This is a genomic window from Pseudovibrio sp. JE062 (assembly GCF_000156235.1).
GTDB lineage: Bacteria > Pseudomonadota > Alphaproteobacteria > Rhizobiales > Stappiaceae > Pseudovibrio.
Genome location: NZ_DS996808.1, coordinates 271,780 through 286,540, shown reverse-complemented (window position 1 = coordinate 286,540; position 14,761 = coordinate 271,780). Strand labels below are relative to the sequence as shown.

The window sequence follows — 14,761 nt, the reverse complement described above, 5'->3', positions numbered from 1 at the left end:
TAACCACCACCTCCTTTGACCAGGCTTTGCTACAGTCGGAGCGCCTAACCTCTCCGATTGCACGGACTGGCGCGTGCTGCTGCTTTGCAAAGGGGTGGTATTGGTGAGCGTATGCTGGCGGGAACAGACCAGCAACATCATGATTTATCTAGACTATTTTCAATGGCAAGATTTCAACCCTGATACCCAATAGTATTGCGAGGCTCCACCTCACCCCGCCTCAGCCACGCTTGCGTGTTTTTGGAGGAAGGCGTGGAAGAGGTGATCGAACTCTTTGGGCTTTTCGATGTAGGCGGTGTGGCCGCAGTTGGGGATGGTGTGGCGCTCGGTGGTGCCGCCGGCTTGCTCGTAGTGGTCGAGCGCATTGGAGGTTTGGGTGACCATGGGCTGCGGCGGGAAGATGGCTTCTCCCGGCCAGCTGGGCAGGAAGCCCAATTTGCCCAATGAGCCGAGGTCGAACATGGAGGCGTCGGAGACCACCAGATCATCTGCTCCATGCACCCACAGCACGGGCGGTTTCACCGGAACCCGGCAGAAACCCAGCGGGTCTGCCTGCCGGTTGGGCGCGAGTGCGTTGATGCTGCCGAAGTTGCCCGGCGCAACGCCCGGCCAATTGGTGGAGGGGATCACATCTCCCGGATAGGATTTGTCGCCGGTATGCTGGGCGAAAACGGTGGCCATGTAGTCGGTGAGCCGTTTAGGCTGAAAGGGCGGCTTCCAGACAAACGTGTTCAGGATGTTGCGCGGAGAAAAATCGCTGTCTGTGCTGGTATCCTGCGACATCAGCAGCTTCACGAACTCCGGATTCACCGCTGCCGCGCCACTGCCTGCGCCATCTGCAAAGCACGGCGTTCCATCAGCACGAGAGCAGCCGAAACCGTAGGGAGAAGACGGGCTCACCTGCGTGAGAGAAAGCACACGCTGCGGATAATCTGCAAGGAACTGCCAGAGCACACCGCCGCCAAGGGAGTGCCCCACCATATGCGCGGCTTTCACGCTCAGCTCATCCATCAGCGCGGCCAGGTCATCCGAAAAATCCTTGGTGCCACGGGTGGCATCCACCAGCGCAGCCGGGTCAGCCCCACCGTACCCGCGCAGGTCCGGCGCGATGGCGCGGAAGATGTTCGGCAGGCGTAGCATGGTCTCCTCAAACCATGTGGCAGCAGAAAGGTTGCCATGAACGAAGATGATCGGCACGCCGTCCTCAGGGCCGGAAAACAGAACCCGTGTTTTCAAACGAGCCGATTGAACCATTCGCGCGTCCAGAAATGTTGGAATCTCAATCATCTTCACCCCAAATCTTTGCGCGCGTCTCGCTCAAAACTCAAATACTGACTGGGTTAAACACGCAGATATCGCTTAAAGCAGTTTGGTTGCGGCCCTATAAAAGCAAACCGCCTCAAATATTTAAAATTTTAGGAATGATGAAGGGGTTAATGCGCTGCTGTCAAGCTTATGAGGCGTGCAGACAAAGGGGAGGCTTTGCCTGCACGCCCCGCAAAGCCTAGTAGGCGTCGTGGTGACGTACCCATGCCATGGGGTTGCCGGAGGTCGGCTCGTTGCGCCCCATCGGCGTCAAATCCATGAAGGTGTATGCCGCGTTGGTGCTGTCGAGGCCGCGGCTGTAGGCGGAGTAGGTGTGATAGATCGTGCCATCCTCCCCTTTCACGAACACGCTGACGCCCGGCATTTCATCATGGGGCGCTTTCTCCAACTGGCGGAAGTTGTAGATGATGGGCTCATCCGCCAGCATATCCTCAGGAAAGCCCACGTCAAAGTCTCGGTTGAACCCTGTGCCATTTGAGGAGACCCAAGTGAAGTCCCAGTCCATCCGCTTTTTGAATGGCGTGATCATGGACATGGGCGCACTGGAGACCACGGCAAAGGCGATATCCCGAGCGGCCAGATGCGGATCGAGGCCATTGAAGCCATCAGCCCAGAACGAGCAGCTAACGCAGCCCGCCTTCCATTTGGGGCCAAACATGAAGTGATAGATGATGAGTTGCTCGCGCCCCGCAAACAGATCTTCGAGGGATACCTCATCCTTATCACTCTGGAATACATAGGATGTTTCCAGCGGAACCCATGGCAGGGATTGGCGGAGGCGGGTGATCTCATCTTTTTTGCGGGTCAGTTCTTTTTCCTGCTCCAGCAAGGCTTTGCGGGCAGAAAGCCAGTCTTCTCGTGATGCAATCTGTGTTGGTTTCATTGGTGTCATCTCCTGTTAATGCGCTGGTTGCGGAGCTTGCCAATGGGTTGGCATGGTCGCGTCTACACGCGGGTCCTCGTTCAGCCGTGCTTTCCATGCCGCTACAAAGGGGTAGAGATCCGGCGGATAACCGAACCCGAGTGAGGCCATCAGGTCGGGCTTTGTCTCCACGGCCCGCTGGATGAGCCGGACTTCAGGAAACGCGATGGCATCTGCTGCGCTTGGCGCATCACCGCACAGATATGCCCTGCCATCGGAGAGGATGCCTTCCAGATAGCGGCATTCTGCGTGGGCGAGCTCGGCGGCAGCGTTCAGCTCCCTCGCCGCGTCACTGTCTGCCTCTGGTGGGCTCCCGTCTCCGGCGAACACCGGGACGAGCAGCTGCCGGTTGGCTTCCCGCAGGTAGTCACAGCATTCCATGGTCAGCTGCCAGATTTCTGCGGCCGCCTCTGGCGTGTCGCCAAACAGCGGCTTTTCAGGATAAGCGCGATCAAGCCAGGCAAGGATCGCGATGGAATCCCGCAGCACCCCATGGTCGCTGGTCAGCACCGGCACCGTTGCGCGTGGGTTGAGCACCGTGAACTCCGGCTGCTTATGTTCTTTCTCAGAGGCTTTTAAGTAAATGACGTCAGCAGAAAGTCCTTTAAAGGCGAGACCCAATAAAACCCGCCAGCCACGAGGAGCTCCACTGATCGTGTACAATGATAAAACCATCTTATTTCTCCCGTTTGCTATGGGGAGAAAGATAGACCTGTGGTATTATAGAGCAAGAAGGCAGTTTTTTCGTAGATAGTACGGAAAACAATACTATTGAGGACTTGTCCCCAATGACAATCGCAGAGAAAACAACTGAACCAGAATGCCAACCTACTGAAACTGAAGAGCTTTGCCCGATGCCAGATATCGCTCAGCTCATCGGCGGCAAGTGGAAACTGATTGTCCTGCAAATTTTGATTTTCAAGGGCACCAAGCGCTTCAACGAGCTGCGGCGGATGATTGATGGCGTCACTCAGACCATGCTGACCAGCCAGCTTCGTGCCTTGGAGCGAGACGGATTGGTGTCGCGGAAGATCTATGCCGAGGTGCCACCACGCGTGGAGTACTCCGCAACCGAGCGCGCCATTGCCCTGACAGACATGTTTCACGCCATGCACAAGTGGTGGATGGAAACAGGAGAGCAGAAGTAAGCGGCGCGGATCACCCGGCGCCGCTCTTTGCCTTGGCAAGCTCCTGAATTTCCAGCAGCACCTTCACGGCCAGCTTGCGGCTGGTGACGCTGAGTTGCCGCTGCCATGCATCCTCATGGCGAGACCAGCGGAAGGCGTGGTTCTTCAGAATACGGCAGATATCCTCGCCTGGCTGCTCATCAAAAATAAACTGAATGCGATTGATGCGCGGTTGCTCTCTCACCACCAGCCCGGGCACACGAATGCTACTTGGTTCAATCTGTTGCTGTTGTTGCCGAGGGTTGTTCTGGGTCATTGCCTCGATCCTTCTTTAAATGCTTTGCCTCATCTCGCAAAAGCGGGTGTCAGCGGGCAGGCAGGATGGGATGCCCATATGCCCGCTGACGGCCTCTCCGCACCACCCGGCACAGGGGTGTGCTGCTGCGATCAGATCAATCGGCGTGGGGATGCTGGAGAAGCTCAAGAACCCGGTTGGACCGGAGCTGCAGCTCATCATTGTGACCAAGGATGGCCTGATTGATGGTCAGCAGCATGTCGTATTCCCGCGTGTGCTCCAGCCTGTTGGTCAGCACGATGTTGAGTGCCTCAACAAGGTTGTTCAGGTGACAGGAGGCAAGCTGCAGGCTTTCCAACTCCTGACAAAATGAGGAGCCTTCCTCTTTCAAAAAGTCCAATTCCGCCATGTACCTACCCCCTATACTTGTCGTTGAGCGGCTACTCCATTTTCTGGTTATGCCGCGAGTGCCTTCGGTATTTTGCAGGAGACACGCCAAACTGACGCGTGAATGCGCTGATGAAATTGTTGTAGTGGCGGTAGCCGATGTGCTGCGCGATTTTGGAGAGCGAGGCATCACTCTGCTCAATGGTTTTGCGCGCAATCTCCAGCCGCTCATTGCGGTAGACCTCAAACACGGTGCCGCCAAAAATTCGCTTGAACCCGCTGTTCAGGCGCTTTTCGCCAAGGTTCACCTTGTACGCCAACTCACTCAAAGACAGCGGCGTGCTGAGGCTGCCCATCAGCAGCTTGTAGGCCCGCTGCACGCTGGCGACCTCATACTCATTCAGGTTGCTACTGCTGGACACCTGATTGCTGAGAAAGCTGGCCTTCAGCGCAATCAGTTGCAGCACCGCGCCTTCAATAAAAAGGCTGCGCATGGACCCAACCAGCGGGCTGCTGATGACGGAGCGCACCAGCCGCCGCATCTCAGGTGTGGGGCGAAACTCCAGCAGGCTGAACTCCTCGTCCCCCTCTTTCACAAAGGGCAAAAAAGTCGCCGGCAGATCCTTCTCCAACGCGCGCATCAGATACTCCTCCGAAATGGAGTAGGAGAGCATCTGAAGGTCCGTTCCACGGGCAATCTGAAACTTGGTTGTAGACGGTCCGTATTTGACTAGATTCGCTCTGTCCGCACTAAGTGAGAACTGCTCCACACCCGCTACAGTTGCAACCAGTGAACCTTGCAGGAGAAAGTTTCCTGATATTGTGCATGCCTTGTTTCTGAAGGAAGTATAGCAAGCGCTAAAATCACGCTTTGGAAGTATTTTGGCAATTCTGACCTGAAGCTCTTGGCTATACTCTATATTACTTATTATCGCGGAAACATTTTCATTATTTACGTATATTGGGGCAGATGCATCAAAATACTTGCGAAAATGTCCGTCATTCAAATAGGACCCTTCTGATTGCATCTAAAATTCCAGTCATAACTATTCCAAAATTAAATTCATTATGCATTTATACCTAGCGCATATTTTTAGTATCAACTAAACAACCTGACTTAACCCCAATATTACCTTTGGGAATATTTTCAGCCTTTACGCATAGAAAAGTGGGGTCAAACGGCAAAAATGGGCAGCCGAACAGGTTCGCAGAAGCCTTAAAGCCCCTTGCGCCCGGCAGATGCTCATTCTCATTATCCTACTTAAAGCTCTGGCGGCTTTGATGTTTTGCGGCTGCCACAACCATTTGCAAAGGCGCGCAATTACCAGAAATCAGGCGAGCTGAACCAGCTGGATCAGGTTTCCGCAGGTATCATCAAATACTGCAAGTTTTACTTCACCAAATGAAGTTGGGGCCTGAACAAAGGTGACGCCAAGATCTTGCAGGCGCTGGTGCTCCTTCTCCAAATCTTCCACGCTGAAAGAAGCCGCCGGAATGCCGTCCGCCGCAAGCGCTTTCTTGAAGGGAGGAACCGCCGGATGGCTGCTTGGTTCCAGCAGCAGCTCAATGCTGTTTTCATCCTCTTTGCTGACCACAGTCAGCCAGCGGCTTTCGCCCAGAGGGATGTCGTGTTTTGTCTCAAAACCGAGCTTCTCGGTGTAGAACTCCAGCGCTTTTTGCTGATCATCAACAAAGACGCTTGTGACATAGATCTTCATTCATTCTCTCCAAACCTAGCGAGCCAACCGGAGCGCAACTCTGCCAATGGCTTGGTGTTCAACGAATGCAACTTCGTTGTTCCCTGCCACTCGATGGTGAGTACGCCCGCTGCCTCTAATGCTGAAAGGTGCCGCGAGAACGCTTGCCTCGTTAAGTCGACACCGTATTCCTGTAAAACCCGAGTATGGATTTCGAAGAGCGATTGCCTGTCGCGCCGGGACAATTCGTCAATTATGCGCCGCCGTGTGGGATCGCCAAGTGCTTTGAACAGTGCGTTAAGATGATCATCTGATGCAGTCATACGCCCTTATGCAACAATTTCGTTGCATAGTCAAATGCACCTTTTTTGTTGCATAAGGCAGATGCCTTCAGTTTCCGCTAAAACACTCAGGAAACCGCAGTGCATTTGGCGGGCAGAACCGTCAGTTTTTGCAGCGTTTTAGGCTTTTAAAGCCTGTTGCATCGCGCGGTAGGATTGGGTTTGCAGGGCTTCGGGTGACAGGGAGAAAGTATCCGCCAGATCAGCGATCTCGCGCTCATACTCAGCAAGCTTGTCTGCATCATCTGTCATGATCGCCAGTTCAATAAAGCGGCCAAGGCCGGGCACGTCATCAAGGGTCACGTGAAACTTGCCGAGGAAATAGATGTCGCGGTTCTTCTCAAACCGTTCAACCTCCTCAAAGCCCAGAGACACGATCATCTTGTGAGCCTGATCCGCCTCCGGCAGATCCATGGAAACGCACTTGTCCGGCCCCGGACCCTTGCTGATCCAGAGCGCACGGCCTGACGGACGCATAATGCGCAGCACGTGTTGCTGATCGTTGTGAGCAAGGCGTCTGTCGGCAAGATCGTAGAAAATATCCTGCTCGGTGTTGCCAAGGGTGAAGGGCACCGCCCCGCGCGCTTCCAGCTGGCTGCGGATCACCTCAAGGTCGGCAACAGCGTATTTGCGTTCCACCTCATAGGCTCCGACGAAGTGATCGCCCGGATCACACAGCATGCCTTTGGTTTGCAGATCTGTTCCAGTCATCCCACGCTCCCTCTGCTCAGGGGAGTATCCTTAAAAAGCAACAGGGGGAGAAGCAAGACAGATAAAACACGAGAGCCACCAACGCGTGGCTCCCGATGCAGATTTACAGCACAGACGTATACTGCGTGCCAACTCTGTAGCGCTTCATTTCAGCTTCTGTCATCCAATGCACGTCTTCTGGCGGGGCGGCTTCCAGCGTGTACCAATAGAACTGCGGATCAATGCCGATGCTCTTGTAGTAGTTGAGGTACTTGTTGTGCTCTTCGTGTGACTTGGGCAGGTCCAGCGCGCTGAACTCATCAGAGGACCACGAATGCACGCCAATGCGCGCGCCCTTCACAACAACACGGGTTTTGCCTGCCAGGAAGAAGTCCGTTCCACCAGAGGCGATGATACCGTTGGAAGGAATAACCGTCGTCAGGCCACGCTCGTGCACGATACGAGCCGCCTCCAGATTGGCATAGTCATCATCAGACCCCGGCACATCCAACATCACGATGCGCTTGATCTTCGGGTATTTTTGCAGCGCCACCAGCAGGTCATCTGGTGTGGAGGTGCTGATCACCCCATTCATCACCAGCTCATCCCCCAGCCGATCAAACCGCGCGATCTCATAGTCATCTTCCACGGACCCACACGCCGCAACCACCAACACAAGCAGCACCGCAGCGGGCCAACCAATAATCTTCTTCAAGAGCAGCATTCTATTCCTCTTCCTTATCGCCCTTCGTTTCTCACCCCCTGCTTCTCACAAGGGCGATGAAGGCCGAGTGATCGGGCAGAGTTGGCTAAAGACACCAGCATCAATGTGGCCTGTTTGATTCAGAATGATCGTTCTGATATAAACTGATTCATGCCAAGAAAAGCCAATATCAGCACACAAGATTTGACCGACCGCGCACTGGAACATTTTTGGGAGAACGGCTTCCACGCCTCCTCCATGGATGATCTGGTGAAATCAACCGGTGCCACCCGTCACGCCATTTACGGCGCATTTGGCGGAAAAAAGCAGATGTTTCTGGCCTGCTTTCAGCGCTATCAGGATCTGGTCGTCTCTCCCGCATTCGCTCAAGTGGAAGAAGACGGCGCGACACTGGAGCAAGTTGCCAGTTACTTTGAAATTCAGATCACCCGCGCAGAAGAAACTGCCCTTCCCGGACCTGGCTGCTTTGTTGCCAACTCCGCCACCGAAGTCGCCCCGCACGACACTGAGGTGCATGCCAAGGTGGACACACACAACACCCGACTGAAGCTGGGTTTCCTCAACGCGTTGAGCAACGAGAAGCCAGATGTGCCTCCCGAGGAGCTGGAGATGCTCGCAGGATTGCTGGTGGTGTTCACCAATGGCCTCTGGTCCACCTCTCGTCTCACCAAAGACGGCGAGTTTCTGCGCACCAGCGCAAATCAGTTTTTAGATACAATCAGAACACGGATAACCGCCCCATGACCGCACTCGCTCTCTCAAACCCCAAGCGAGCCTTTTGGCTTGCTGTGTTGCTCAACTTCCTCTGGATCAATGCTTCCGAAGTGTTTCGCTATTTTGCTTTTGTGATGCCGCTCATGCGCAGCGCGCTGCCGCAAATCCATGATGTCGCGCCAATGAACCTGCCGGTGTTTATGGTGTGGGGCCTGTGGGACACAGTGCTTGTGTTTGCCGCAACCGGCCTCAGCTGGGTGCTGCTCGAGCGGTTCGGCCCAACCATCCGCAACACACTTTACGCAGGCAGCGCAATCTGGGCCACAGTCTTCGTCATCCTTTGGCTCGGCCTCTGGAACATGAACCTCGCCCCAACCCAAGTCATCCTCACCGCCCTGCCTCTCGCCTGGCTAGAAATGATCACAGCCGCCCTCATCGTCAGATGGGCGATGAGACGGGGGTAGTTGGCTGCTGCACATTTCCACAGTACCCTGTCCGCCGGAAAGCGGGAGAGGTTAGAGATGACACGCTTAACAGGGAGTTGCTTGTGTGGGGCGGTTCGGGTTGTGGCGTCTGGGGAGCCGGACAGGGTTGGTGTTTGCCACTGCGTGGATTGCCGCAAGCATCACGGCGCGGTGTTTCATGCCTCCGCGATTTATCCGGAAGATGCTGTGAGCGTTGAGGGGGAGACCAACAGCTATCAAGGCCGCTTCTTCTGCCCACGCTGCGGTTCATCCGTCTACTCCACCAGCGAAGGCGAGGTGGAGGTTCATCTGGGCATTCTGGACGAGCCCAACCAGCTGGCCCCAACTTATGAGCTCTGGACCACCCGCCGCGAAAACTGGCTGCCGGAGTTTCCGGTCTCCAAGACCTATGAGAAAGATCGCGTTGAGGACTAAACCTGCTCCTCACACCCCTCCCGTTCCATGAAGGCGGTCAGGCTGGTGTCTTCGTCGGCGATGAAGTGTTCGTTGGTGACAGTGAGCTGGGCGATGCGGTCGAAGCGGAAGGTGCGGAAGTCCTGGCGCAATTCGCACCACGCGGAGAACATCCAGCCGTCAGTCAGGTTCCAGATCACCAGCGGGCACAGGCGGCGGGTTGAGGTGCTTCCACTTGCGTTTGTGTAGGTTATCTCAACCACTTGCTGCGTGCGGATTGCCTCACGCAATACCCCCACATCAGCGGGTGCGCTGTTTTTGCTCTGCAGGCTGTAATAGGGCGCATCGGCCAGTTTGCGTTCTTCCGGCGCTGGCAGGCCCGCCTGAATCTTCGCCCGAACCTCTCGCGCAGCACTCACCAGAGCCGGATCACCCGTGCTTTCAACAAAGGCAAGGCCAACGGCCAGCGCATCGATCTGATCATGGGTAAACGTGGTGTTGGGCAGGTCAAACCCCGGCCTCAGCAGATAGCCAACACCGGCTTCCCCCTCAATGGGCATGCCAGAGGCCTGCAAATGGGCGATATCGCGGTAGATGGTGCTGACGCTGACTTCCAGATGCTCGGCCAGCTCATTAGCCCGGCTGACACCACGAGTGCGCATCTCGTTCACCAACCGGAAAAGTCTTTCTGCCCGCCGCATAACTCTCACTCGCACCCAAATTCCAGCGCAGGCTACTCTGCCTCCGTCGTGCAGAGCATAGCACAGCTTAAGCGCCTCGAAACTATGGACTTTCGAGGCGCAGCTGATGGTGTTGATTAATCCGCAGCGGTGGCTTCAATCTCAAACATCAGCGGGGGAATGGCGAGCCGCGTAACGCCAAGCAGTGTCATAGGAGGCGCTGCCTGCACCGGACCAAAGCGGGCGCCAAGCAAATCGAAATGCTTCATGGCCTCATCCACGTCGGTGGCATAAATCCGCAGCCGGGTGATGTTGGCAAGGCCCATATCGGCAGCGCTGAGAACAGCCTCCAGATTATCCAGAGCAAGCGCAATCTGACTGCGCATATCGCCAGGATGCTGCGGGTTGCCCTCGCCGTCCACGGAGGTCTGGCCCGCGCAGACCACCTGCCGTTTGGTGCCCTCAATCACCTCCGCCTGATTGTACCCCAGCTTCAACGACCACGCCCATGGATTCACAGCAGTTCTCTTCATAGGATTTTGCTCCCTCATCATATTTTCAGAGAGCCCCTTAAAACCACAGGCCTCCTCTCACCGTTGTGAGAGGAGAGTCACTTTCTTCAAAAACTAATAAGAATGTGAAATCCGCGTTTTCTTTGGGTTTTCGGGTTTCTTTTAGGATGCCACCTCAGGTGCAGTTTGGCAGGAGCCTGAGAGATCTGATGGCTGGGAATGTTGGTAAGGGCTCGGAGAGTGCGTCTCCTCCGCAGGTGGAGGCCTGGATTGTTCAGGTGCATGGGGCTTTGGGATTGTCGGAAGACGGCAGTGCGGATGCAGAAGTGGCCAGCCAGCAGATCCTCGCTTTTGCGCTCAATCAGAGCAACTTCAATGAATTTTGTAACAACGTTTCTCTCAACGGCTTGAAATTTGGTTTATCTGAAATAATCAAACTCCTAAATTGCATTTTCTTCAAAAGTAATTTTACAATAGAAATCAAGTTACTAAGCAGAAATACAAAATAAAACTATATACTCATTTTGATATTTAACTACACTAAAACTACAGAACTGAGTATCTAAATTACCTCCAGATAATATATCGCATATTTAGTGATATGAACTCTGGAGCCCCATATGCCCAAACGTAAGATAACTCCGTCAGAGCAGACATGGGCTCAGAAAGTTTATAGCAGTCTCCAACTTAAGTTCCCTGAGGACCAGACTGATGGCACTGGGCAAGCATCAGAAGGCCTGCTTGACTTTGAGATAAAAGAGGCACTTCAAAGCAAATCTACTGTGACAGCACTTAAGGATGAACTTAATGCCGTTTTCACCCAAGATGTAGCAGGAAAGGTTGCTGATCATTTTTTAGCGAAAAGGAGCACTATTCGAACACTGAAATTACTTGAAAAGGCCCTTAAGTCTCCAACTGAGATCTCCGGAAAAACCGTAAAAAAAGCAAATGATCTTTTCGACGATGCCAAGGACTTTGGAGCCAGACTAACCATGGAGGTTTTTTTCGAAGGCAAGCCAGTACCAGAAGATCCTATAGAGGCTTCCAGGCAAATCACATCCAAAGTTATGAAATTGGCAGAAGATGCAGATGACGACGGCATTTCAAGTATTACCCGTTCACTCAATGTTCTGAGTAACGCCGACAATCCCGTCCTGAAGGAAGCAGTCGCTCTTTCATTAAAAGACGTTCATACCAACATCGTGTATCCCAAAAATCAGAGAAGAAAAAACGCAGCACAAGGGGGCGAAGTTCCCCGCACACCTGGCGAAGTCACCACGAACTTTCTCTCTCTGCTAAAAAAAGAAATGCAAAATCCGGATCTAGACCAAACAGCATCTATCGCATTGGACAAAGTTGATGAAGTTGTAAGAAAACGGATTCTTGGCCATCAGCTGTCAGTGCCGGAAACGCGGAATTTATTATACAAGTCAGCAAAAGAACTAAAAGACAACGGCCTTGAGGAACTTGCAGCACGAGCGATAGAATTTTCCGTGCAGATGGGAAAATCAGACGAACAACCCCTGACAAGACTACACGATGCCGTTTACTCAAGGGTACTTGACAGCAATCTGGTTGCAGACCTTGTTCACAATCCCCCGCAGTCAGTTTTAGATGCCGGACACACAGCAAAGCTTGGCACACTCCAAACAGTTTCAGAACAGACACCCCGTGTCCAGCAAGATCTTGCCAAAAATCTTCAGTCGGCTCTGAAGCGTGATAAGAGGTTCTGGATAACAGAATGCCCGCAACTACAAAAACTGGCAGACTGCCCAGCAGAGGACGCATTTAAAAATTTACAAGATTTTCTGAGCGCTCCAACGACCAATGGTTACGAAGCCATCGCTGTCCCAATGTTAACGGTTAAGCTCTGTGTGAACCTTAATAATATCCTCACCAATCAATGGCCTGAAGACCGCCCTCCAGTAAAAGAGGGAGAACAAGATCTGGTCAGCTTTATACATAAAGCGAACAAAGCTTATCAGTTGTTACAACGAGAATCTAATCGCAGAACAGCGCCAGGACATCTTTTCGGCACCAGTGAAGTATCAGATAAATTGCAGGCTGGAATTACACTCGATTACCAGCCTGGCGCTGTCACCTTTGAAGACGACCAAACTAAAGTCCCAAGCACGCATCCATCCCGACGCAATATCCCGGTGCTGGAAAAACCGTCGCAATCACAGCTTAAAGCACTAAAACACGGAATACCGGTTGCCAGCGGTGTCTCAGGTTCAACAAACCTGAATCTGTTTTTCTTAAAGCACCTCATGGAGAACAGCGATAATGAGAATACAGTGCCAGACCCGAAAGATTACATGCTCCTCACCACCATGTTCCTGACCTATGACGGCGGACATGCAACTCATGAGGCACTATGGACCGGACAGTACCTGGATGGAGAATTAGAGCTTAATCTTGGCTTAGAAAAAACCACTCCAGAGGGCGATCCATCTAATCCAACTGACTACGTGTCAGACCTCAATGATTTTATTGGCCTTTATGACGGAACAGAAACGGGCCAGGCTCTGGGGAGAGCAAAAGAACATGCACTCGACGCGACGGTAAATTATTTTGATGAACATAGCTACGCGGCAGAAAACGCCAAAGATAAAGCCTAGAGCGCGTTCCATATGATGGGATTCAATGAAATGATAAGAATTCGCTCCGATAGTTATGTCAGAGTATGTAGCTTGAGTGCTAATGAACGCGACACGCTCCAGATCCCAAGGCTATGAGGAGCATCATGAGCAACATCGAAACACTCATAACCAATCTTGGCAAAAAAATTGGATTACCACATCTGAAATTAGATAAGGACGGAACTTGTTCACTTGATATCGAAGAGGAGTTCATCCTTACGATTGCCGCTAATAAACAAGATGAAATGATCTTGTTTGCTCATCTGCCTGATATTGAAACAGATAAGCGCCTGACTGGGTATCAACTCCTGCTTCAGGCCAATTTACTCGGCAAAGGCACCGGCAATGCAGCACTTGCAATGACCGAAGGCGATAACCAACCCGCTCTTAACTCAAGATTTTCAGCCTCAGAACTCGATTTCCAAATGTTTGAGGAAAGACTGGATGAGTTCATAAAACTCGTAAAACTTTGGAGCCTGACTATTAACTCCCTTAATACCTCTCAGAATTAAAGTGAGGTGGTCCCGTTTGTTTGGGCAGGTGAGCGCGTTTTATAAGTGGATCCGCTCCCCGATTACGCAGCAGCTTGAGTTATGCGCTGCGGGTGGTTGTAGTAAGGGCTTTGTCAATTTGTTGAAATTGGCGAATTGAGTTAAGTGAAAACCACGTTTGATCTTGATGCTTTACCGCGCCTGAAAGGCTACCGTATCCGCGCAGTATCGTCGGCTACACCGTTTGGGCCTGTCATCGATTTGCGTTGAGCCTGCGCGATGTGAAAGCTTTGCGGTCAGGGCTAGTCGCAGCACGCCTCATCCAGCTGGATTGGTGGGCAAGGGACGGTGCCGTAAGAGCAGTAGACGCAGCAGTCGCCGGGCAGAGGTTTCAGCAGGGTGCCGCAGCCTTTGCACTCATAAAACCATTGACAGGCATCGGTGGGCATCACTTCGGTTTCGCGGTGGCCGCATTCCGGGCAAGTCACTGTGCTTTCAAGCATAACTGTTTTGGTCATGGCATCACATCAGGCTGATCAGGTGGTCGTTAATGGCGATTTCATTGAGCACGATAGCCCAGGCCAGTGCCGTCACGATGGTGCTCAGCAGCAAATGTGTCTTCAGGCGGACCACAGAGCCCCGGCGCACAGCAACACCCCACGCCAGCACCAACAGCACGGAAGACGCCACCAGCACGAAGTAGCTTGCAGCGGCAATCTTGCCGAACACCGCCAGCCAACTGCCGCCAAGCCCGGCCAGCACCAGAGCGATGGGCAGCACACAGCAAGTGGCAACACCTAGCGAGGTGAACGAGCCCGCATAGCTCATTTTGAGAAAGGTCTTCATAGGCAGATCCGTTTGTTCGGTTGAGAAGGTTCTGCCGCAGGCTTATAAATGCTGTAGTGGCTACAGGATCAAGGCGGGAGAGTTCACATGTTCGCGATTGGAGAAGCCTCAAAGCGCAGCGGCGTTGCCATTGAAACGATCCGCTACTACGAGCGCGAAGGCATCGTTGCCAAACCTGCCCGCGGGGATAATGGGCGCCGCGCCTACTCCGAAAAGGAAATCGGCCACCTGCGCTTTATCAAACGCTGCCGGGATCTGGGTTTCACCATCAAAGATGCGCAGGCGCTTCTGAGCCTCGGCGAGCAGCAGGACGAAAACTGTAAAATCGCTCATGATATGAGCAAAGCACATTTGGAATCGGTGCGTGAAAAAATCGAGAGCCTTCGCCAACTGGAAAAGGCGCTGGAAGAGCTCATGGGAAATTGCGAAAGCGGCAATGTGCAGTGTCCGCTGCTGGAAAGTCTACATGCGGACTGATGCGACGGGCTG

At 53.2% G+C, this 14,761-nt stretch carries 22 protein-coding genes and 1 pseudogene; 9 read left to right on the top strand and 14 right to left on the bottom strand.

Going from position 1 to position 14,761, the window contains the following annotated elements:
* Nucleotides 1-210 precede the first annotated feature (210 nt).
* The 3 genes from PJE062_RS11355 to PJE062_RS11345 form a co-directional block, all read right to left on the bottom strand.
* Nucleotides 211-1,287: an alpha/beta hydrolase gene (locus tag PJE062_RS11355; RefSeq protein WP_008549091.1), complete on the bottom strand. Its 1,077-nt coding sequence runs from the start codon at nt 1,285-1,287 to the stop codon at nt 211-213.
* A 217-nt stretch (nt 1,288-1,504) separates the two neighbouring features.
* A complete protein-coding gene (locus PJE062_RS11350; protein WP_008549356.1) occupies nt 1,505-2,209 on the bottom strand; it encodes a DUF899 family protein in 705 nt (234 codons plus the stop codon).
* A gap of 15 nt (nt 2,210-2,224) precedes the next feature.
* The gene (locus tag PJE062_RS11345) at nt 2,225-2,923 is read right to left on the bottom strand and encodes a glutathione S-transferase family protein (RefSeq protein ID WP_157039134.1); all 699 of its coding nucleotides are present in this window, start codon (nt 2,921-2,923) and stop codon (nt 2,225-2,227) included.
* A 113-nt stretch (nt 2,924-3,036) separates the two neighbouring features.
* Here PJE062_RS11345 and PJE062_RS11340 point away from each other — a divergent pair, with 113 nt between their 5' ends.
* Nucleotides 3,037-3,396 carry a helix-turn-helix domain-containing protein gene (locus PJE062_RS11340; protein WP_008549287.1) on the top strand — a complete coding sequence of 120 codons (360 nt, stop codon included), beginning with the start codon at nt 3,037-3,039 and terminating at the stop codon, nt 3,394-3,396.
* 10 nt (nt 3,397-3,406) lie between these two features.
* Here the strand turns inward: PJE062_RS11340 and PJE062_RS11335 are convergent, their stop codons facing one another.
* From PJE062_RS11335 to PJE062_RS11305, 7 genes are all read right to left on the bottom strand, one after another.
* A complete protein-coding gene (locus PJE062_RS11335) occupies nt 3,407-3,691 on the bottom strand; it encodes a hypothetical protein (protein ID WP_008549085.1) in 285 nt (94 codons plus the stop codon).
* 136 nt (nt 3,692-3,827) lie between these two features.
* Nucleotides 3,828-4,079 carry a hypothetical protein gene (locus tag PJE062_RS26355; RefSeq protein ID WP_128647376.1) on the bottom strand — a complete coding sequence of 84 codons (252 nt, stop codon included), beginning with the start codon at nt 4,077-4,079 and terminating at the stop codon, nt 3,828-3,830.
* A gap of 31 nt (nt 4,080-4,110) precedes the next feature.
* Nucleotides 4,111-4,698 (bottom strand): helix-turn-helix transcriptional regulator, encoded by a 588-nt coding sequence (locus PJE062_RS11325; protein ID WP_208982260.1) that lies wholly within the window; start codon nt 4,696-4,698, stop codon nt 4,111-4,113.
* A gap of 690 nt (nt 4,699-5,388) precedes the next feature.
* Entirely contained in the window at nt 5,389-5,775 is a 387-nt protein-coding gene (locus tag PJE062_RS11320) for a VOC family protein (protein ID WP_008548964.1), read from the bottom strand.
* Nucleotides 5,772-6,077, bottom strand: coding sequence for a helix-turn-helix transcriptional regulator (locus tag PJE062_RS11315; protein ID WP_037036644.1), 306 nt, complete (start codon nt 6,075-6,077; stop codon nt 5,772-5,774). Before PJE062_RS11315 ends, PJE062_RS11320 begins: the two co-directional genes overlap by 4 nt.
* Before the next feature lie 138 nt (nt 6,078-6,215).
* The gene (gene cyaB, locus PJE062_RS11310; protein WP_008549121.1) at nt 6,216-6,806 is read right to left on the bottom strand and encodes a class IV adenylate cyclase; all 591 of its coding nucleotides are present in this window, start codon (nt 6,804-6,806) and stop codon (nt 6,216-6,218) included.
* A 103-nt stretch (nt 6,807-6,909) separates the two neighbouring features.
* Nucleotides 6,910-7,509, bottom strand: coding sequence for an alpha/beta hydrolase (locus PJE062_RS11305; RefSeq protein ID WP_008548865.1), 600 nt, complete (start codon nt 7,507-7,509; stop codon nt 6,910-6,912).
* A gap of 183 nt (nt 7,510-7,692) precedes the next feature.
* Between PJE062_RS11305 and PJE062_RS11300 the strand changes: the two genes are divergently transcribed.
* From PJE062_RS11300 to PJE062_RS11290, 3 genes are read left to right on the top strand one after another with little or no spacing between them, the layout of a single operon-like run.
* Nucleotides 7,693-8,253 carry a TetR/AcrR family transcriptional regulator gene (locus PJE062_RS11300; RefSeq protein WP_208982259.1) on the top strand — a complete coding sequence of 187 codons (561 nt, stop codon included), beginning with the start codon at nt 7,693-7,695 and terminating at the stop codon, nt 8,251-8,253.
* Nucleotides 8,250-8,687, top strand: a complete 438-nt coding sequence (locus PJE062_RS11295) for a hypothetical protein (RefSeq protein WP_008549067.1) — start codon at nt 8,250-8,252, stop codon at nt 8,685-8,687. Before PJE062_RS11300 ends, PJE062_RS11295 begins: the two co-directional genes overlap by 4 nt.
* Nucleotides 8,688-8,744: 57 nt before the next feature.
* Nucleotides 8,745-9,122: a GFA family protein gene (locus PJE062_RS11290; RefSeq protein ID WP_037036643.1), complete on the top strand. Its 378-nt coding sequence runs from the start codon at nt 8,745-8,747 to the stop codon at nt 9,120-9,122.
* Here the strand turns inward: PJE062_RS11290 and PJE062_RS11285 are convergent.
* Together PJE062_RS11285 and PJE062_RS11280 are read right to left on the bottom strand one after the other, a co-directional pair.
* Nucleotides 9,119-9,802: a YafY family protein gene (locus tag PJE062_RS11285; RefSeq protein WP_008549102.1), complete on the bottom strand. Its 684-nt coding sequence runs from the start codon at nt 9,800-9,802 to the stop codon at nt 9,119-9,121. The two genes, PJE062_RS11290 and PJE062_RS11285, sit on opposite strands and share 4 nt — an antisense overlap.
* Before the next feature lie 116 nt (nt 9,803-9,918).
* Nucleotides 9,919-10,314 carry a RidA family protein gene (locus tag PJE062_RS11280; protein WP_008548991.1) on the bottom strand — a complete coding sequence of 132 codons (396 nt, stop codon included), beginning with the start codon at nt 10,312-10,314 and terminating at the stop codon, nt 9,919-9,921.
* A gap of 188 nt (nt 10,315-10,502) precedes the next feature.
* On the opposite strand from PJE062_RS11280, the gene PJE062_RS11275 reads away from it, so the two are divergent.
* From PJE062_RS11275 to PJE062_RS26900, 4 genes and pseudogenes are all read left to right on the top strand, one after another.
* The gene (locus PJE062_RS11275; RefSeq protein ID WP_037036642.1) at nt 10,503-10,802 is read left to right on the top strand and encodes a hypothetical protein; all 300 of its coding nucleotides are present in this window, start codon (nt 10,503-10,505) and stop codon (nt 10,800-10,802) included.
* A gap of 111 nt (nt 10,803-10,913) precedes the next feature.
* Entirely contained in the window at nt 10,914-12,914 is a 2,001-nt protein-coding gene (locus PJE062_RS11270) for a hypothetical protein (RefSeq protein WP_008549410.1), read from the top strand.
* Between the two features lie 125 nt (nt 12,915-13,039).
* Nucleotides 13,040-13,447, top strand: a complete 408-nt coding sequence (locus PJE062_RS11265) for a type III secretion system chaperone (protein ID WP_008548934.1) — start codon at nt 13,040-13,042, stop codon at nt 13,445-13,447.
* A gap of 144 nt (nt 13,448-13,591) precedes the next feature.
* Nucleotides 13,592-13,719: pseudogene (locus tag PJE062_RS26900) on the top strand (IS6 family transposase); the annotation flags it as partial.
* Nucleotides 13,720-13,728: 9 nt separating this feature from the next.
* On the opposite strand, the gene PJE062_RS26020 reads toward PJE062_RS26900, so the two are convergent.
* Nucleotides 13,729-13,944, bottom strand: coding sequence for a GDCCVxC domain-containing (seleno)protein (locus PJE062_RS26020; RefSeq protein ID WP_008549201.1), 216 nt, complete (start codon nt 13,942-13,944; stop codon nt 13,729-13,731).
* Between the two features lie 4 nt (nt 13,945-13,948).
* A complete protein-coding gene (locus tag PJE062_RS11260; protein WP_008548852.1) occupies nt 13,949-14,272 on the bottom strand; it encodes a hypothetical protein in 324 nt (107 codons plus the stop codon).
* 87 nt (nt 14,273-14,359) lie between these two features.
* Here PJE062_RS11260 and PJE062_RS11255 point away from each other — a divergent pair, with 87 nt between their 5' ends.
* A complete protein-coding gene (locus PJE062_RS11255; RefSeq protein WP_008548980.1) occupies nt 14,360-14,749 on the top strand; it encodes a helix-turn-helix domain-containing protein in 390 nt (129 codons plus the stop codon).
* Nucleotides 14,750-14,761 lie beyond the last annotated feature (12 nt).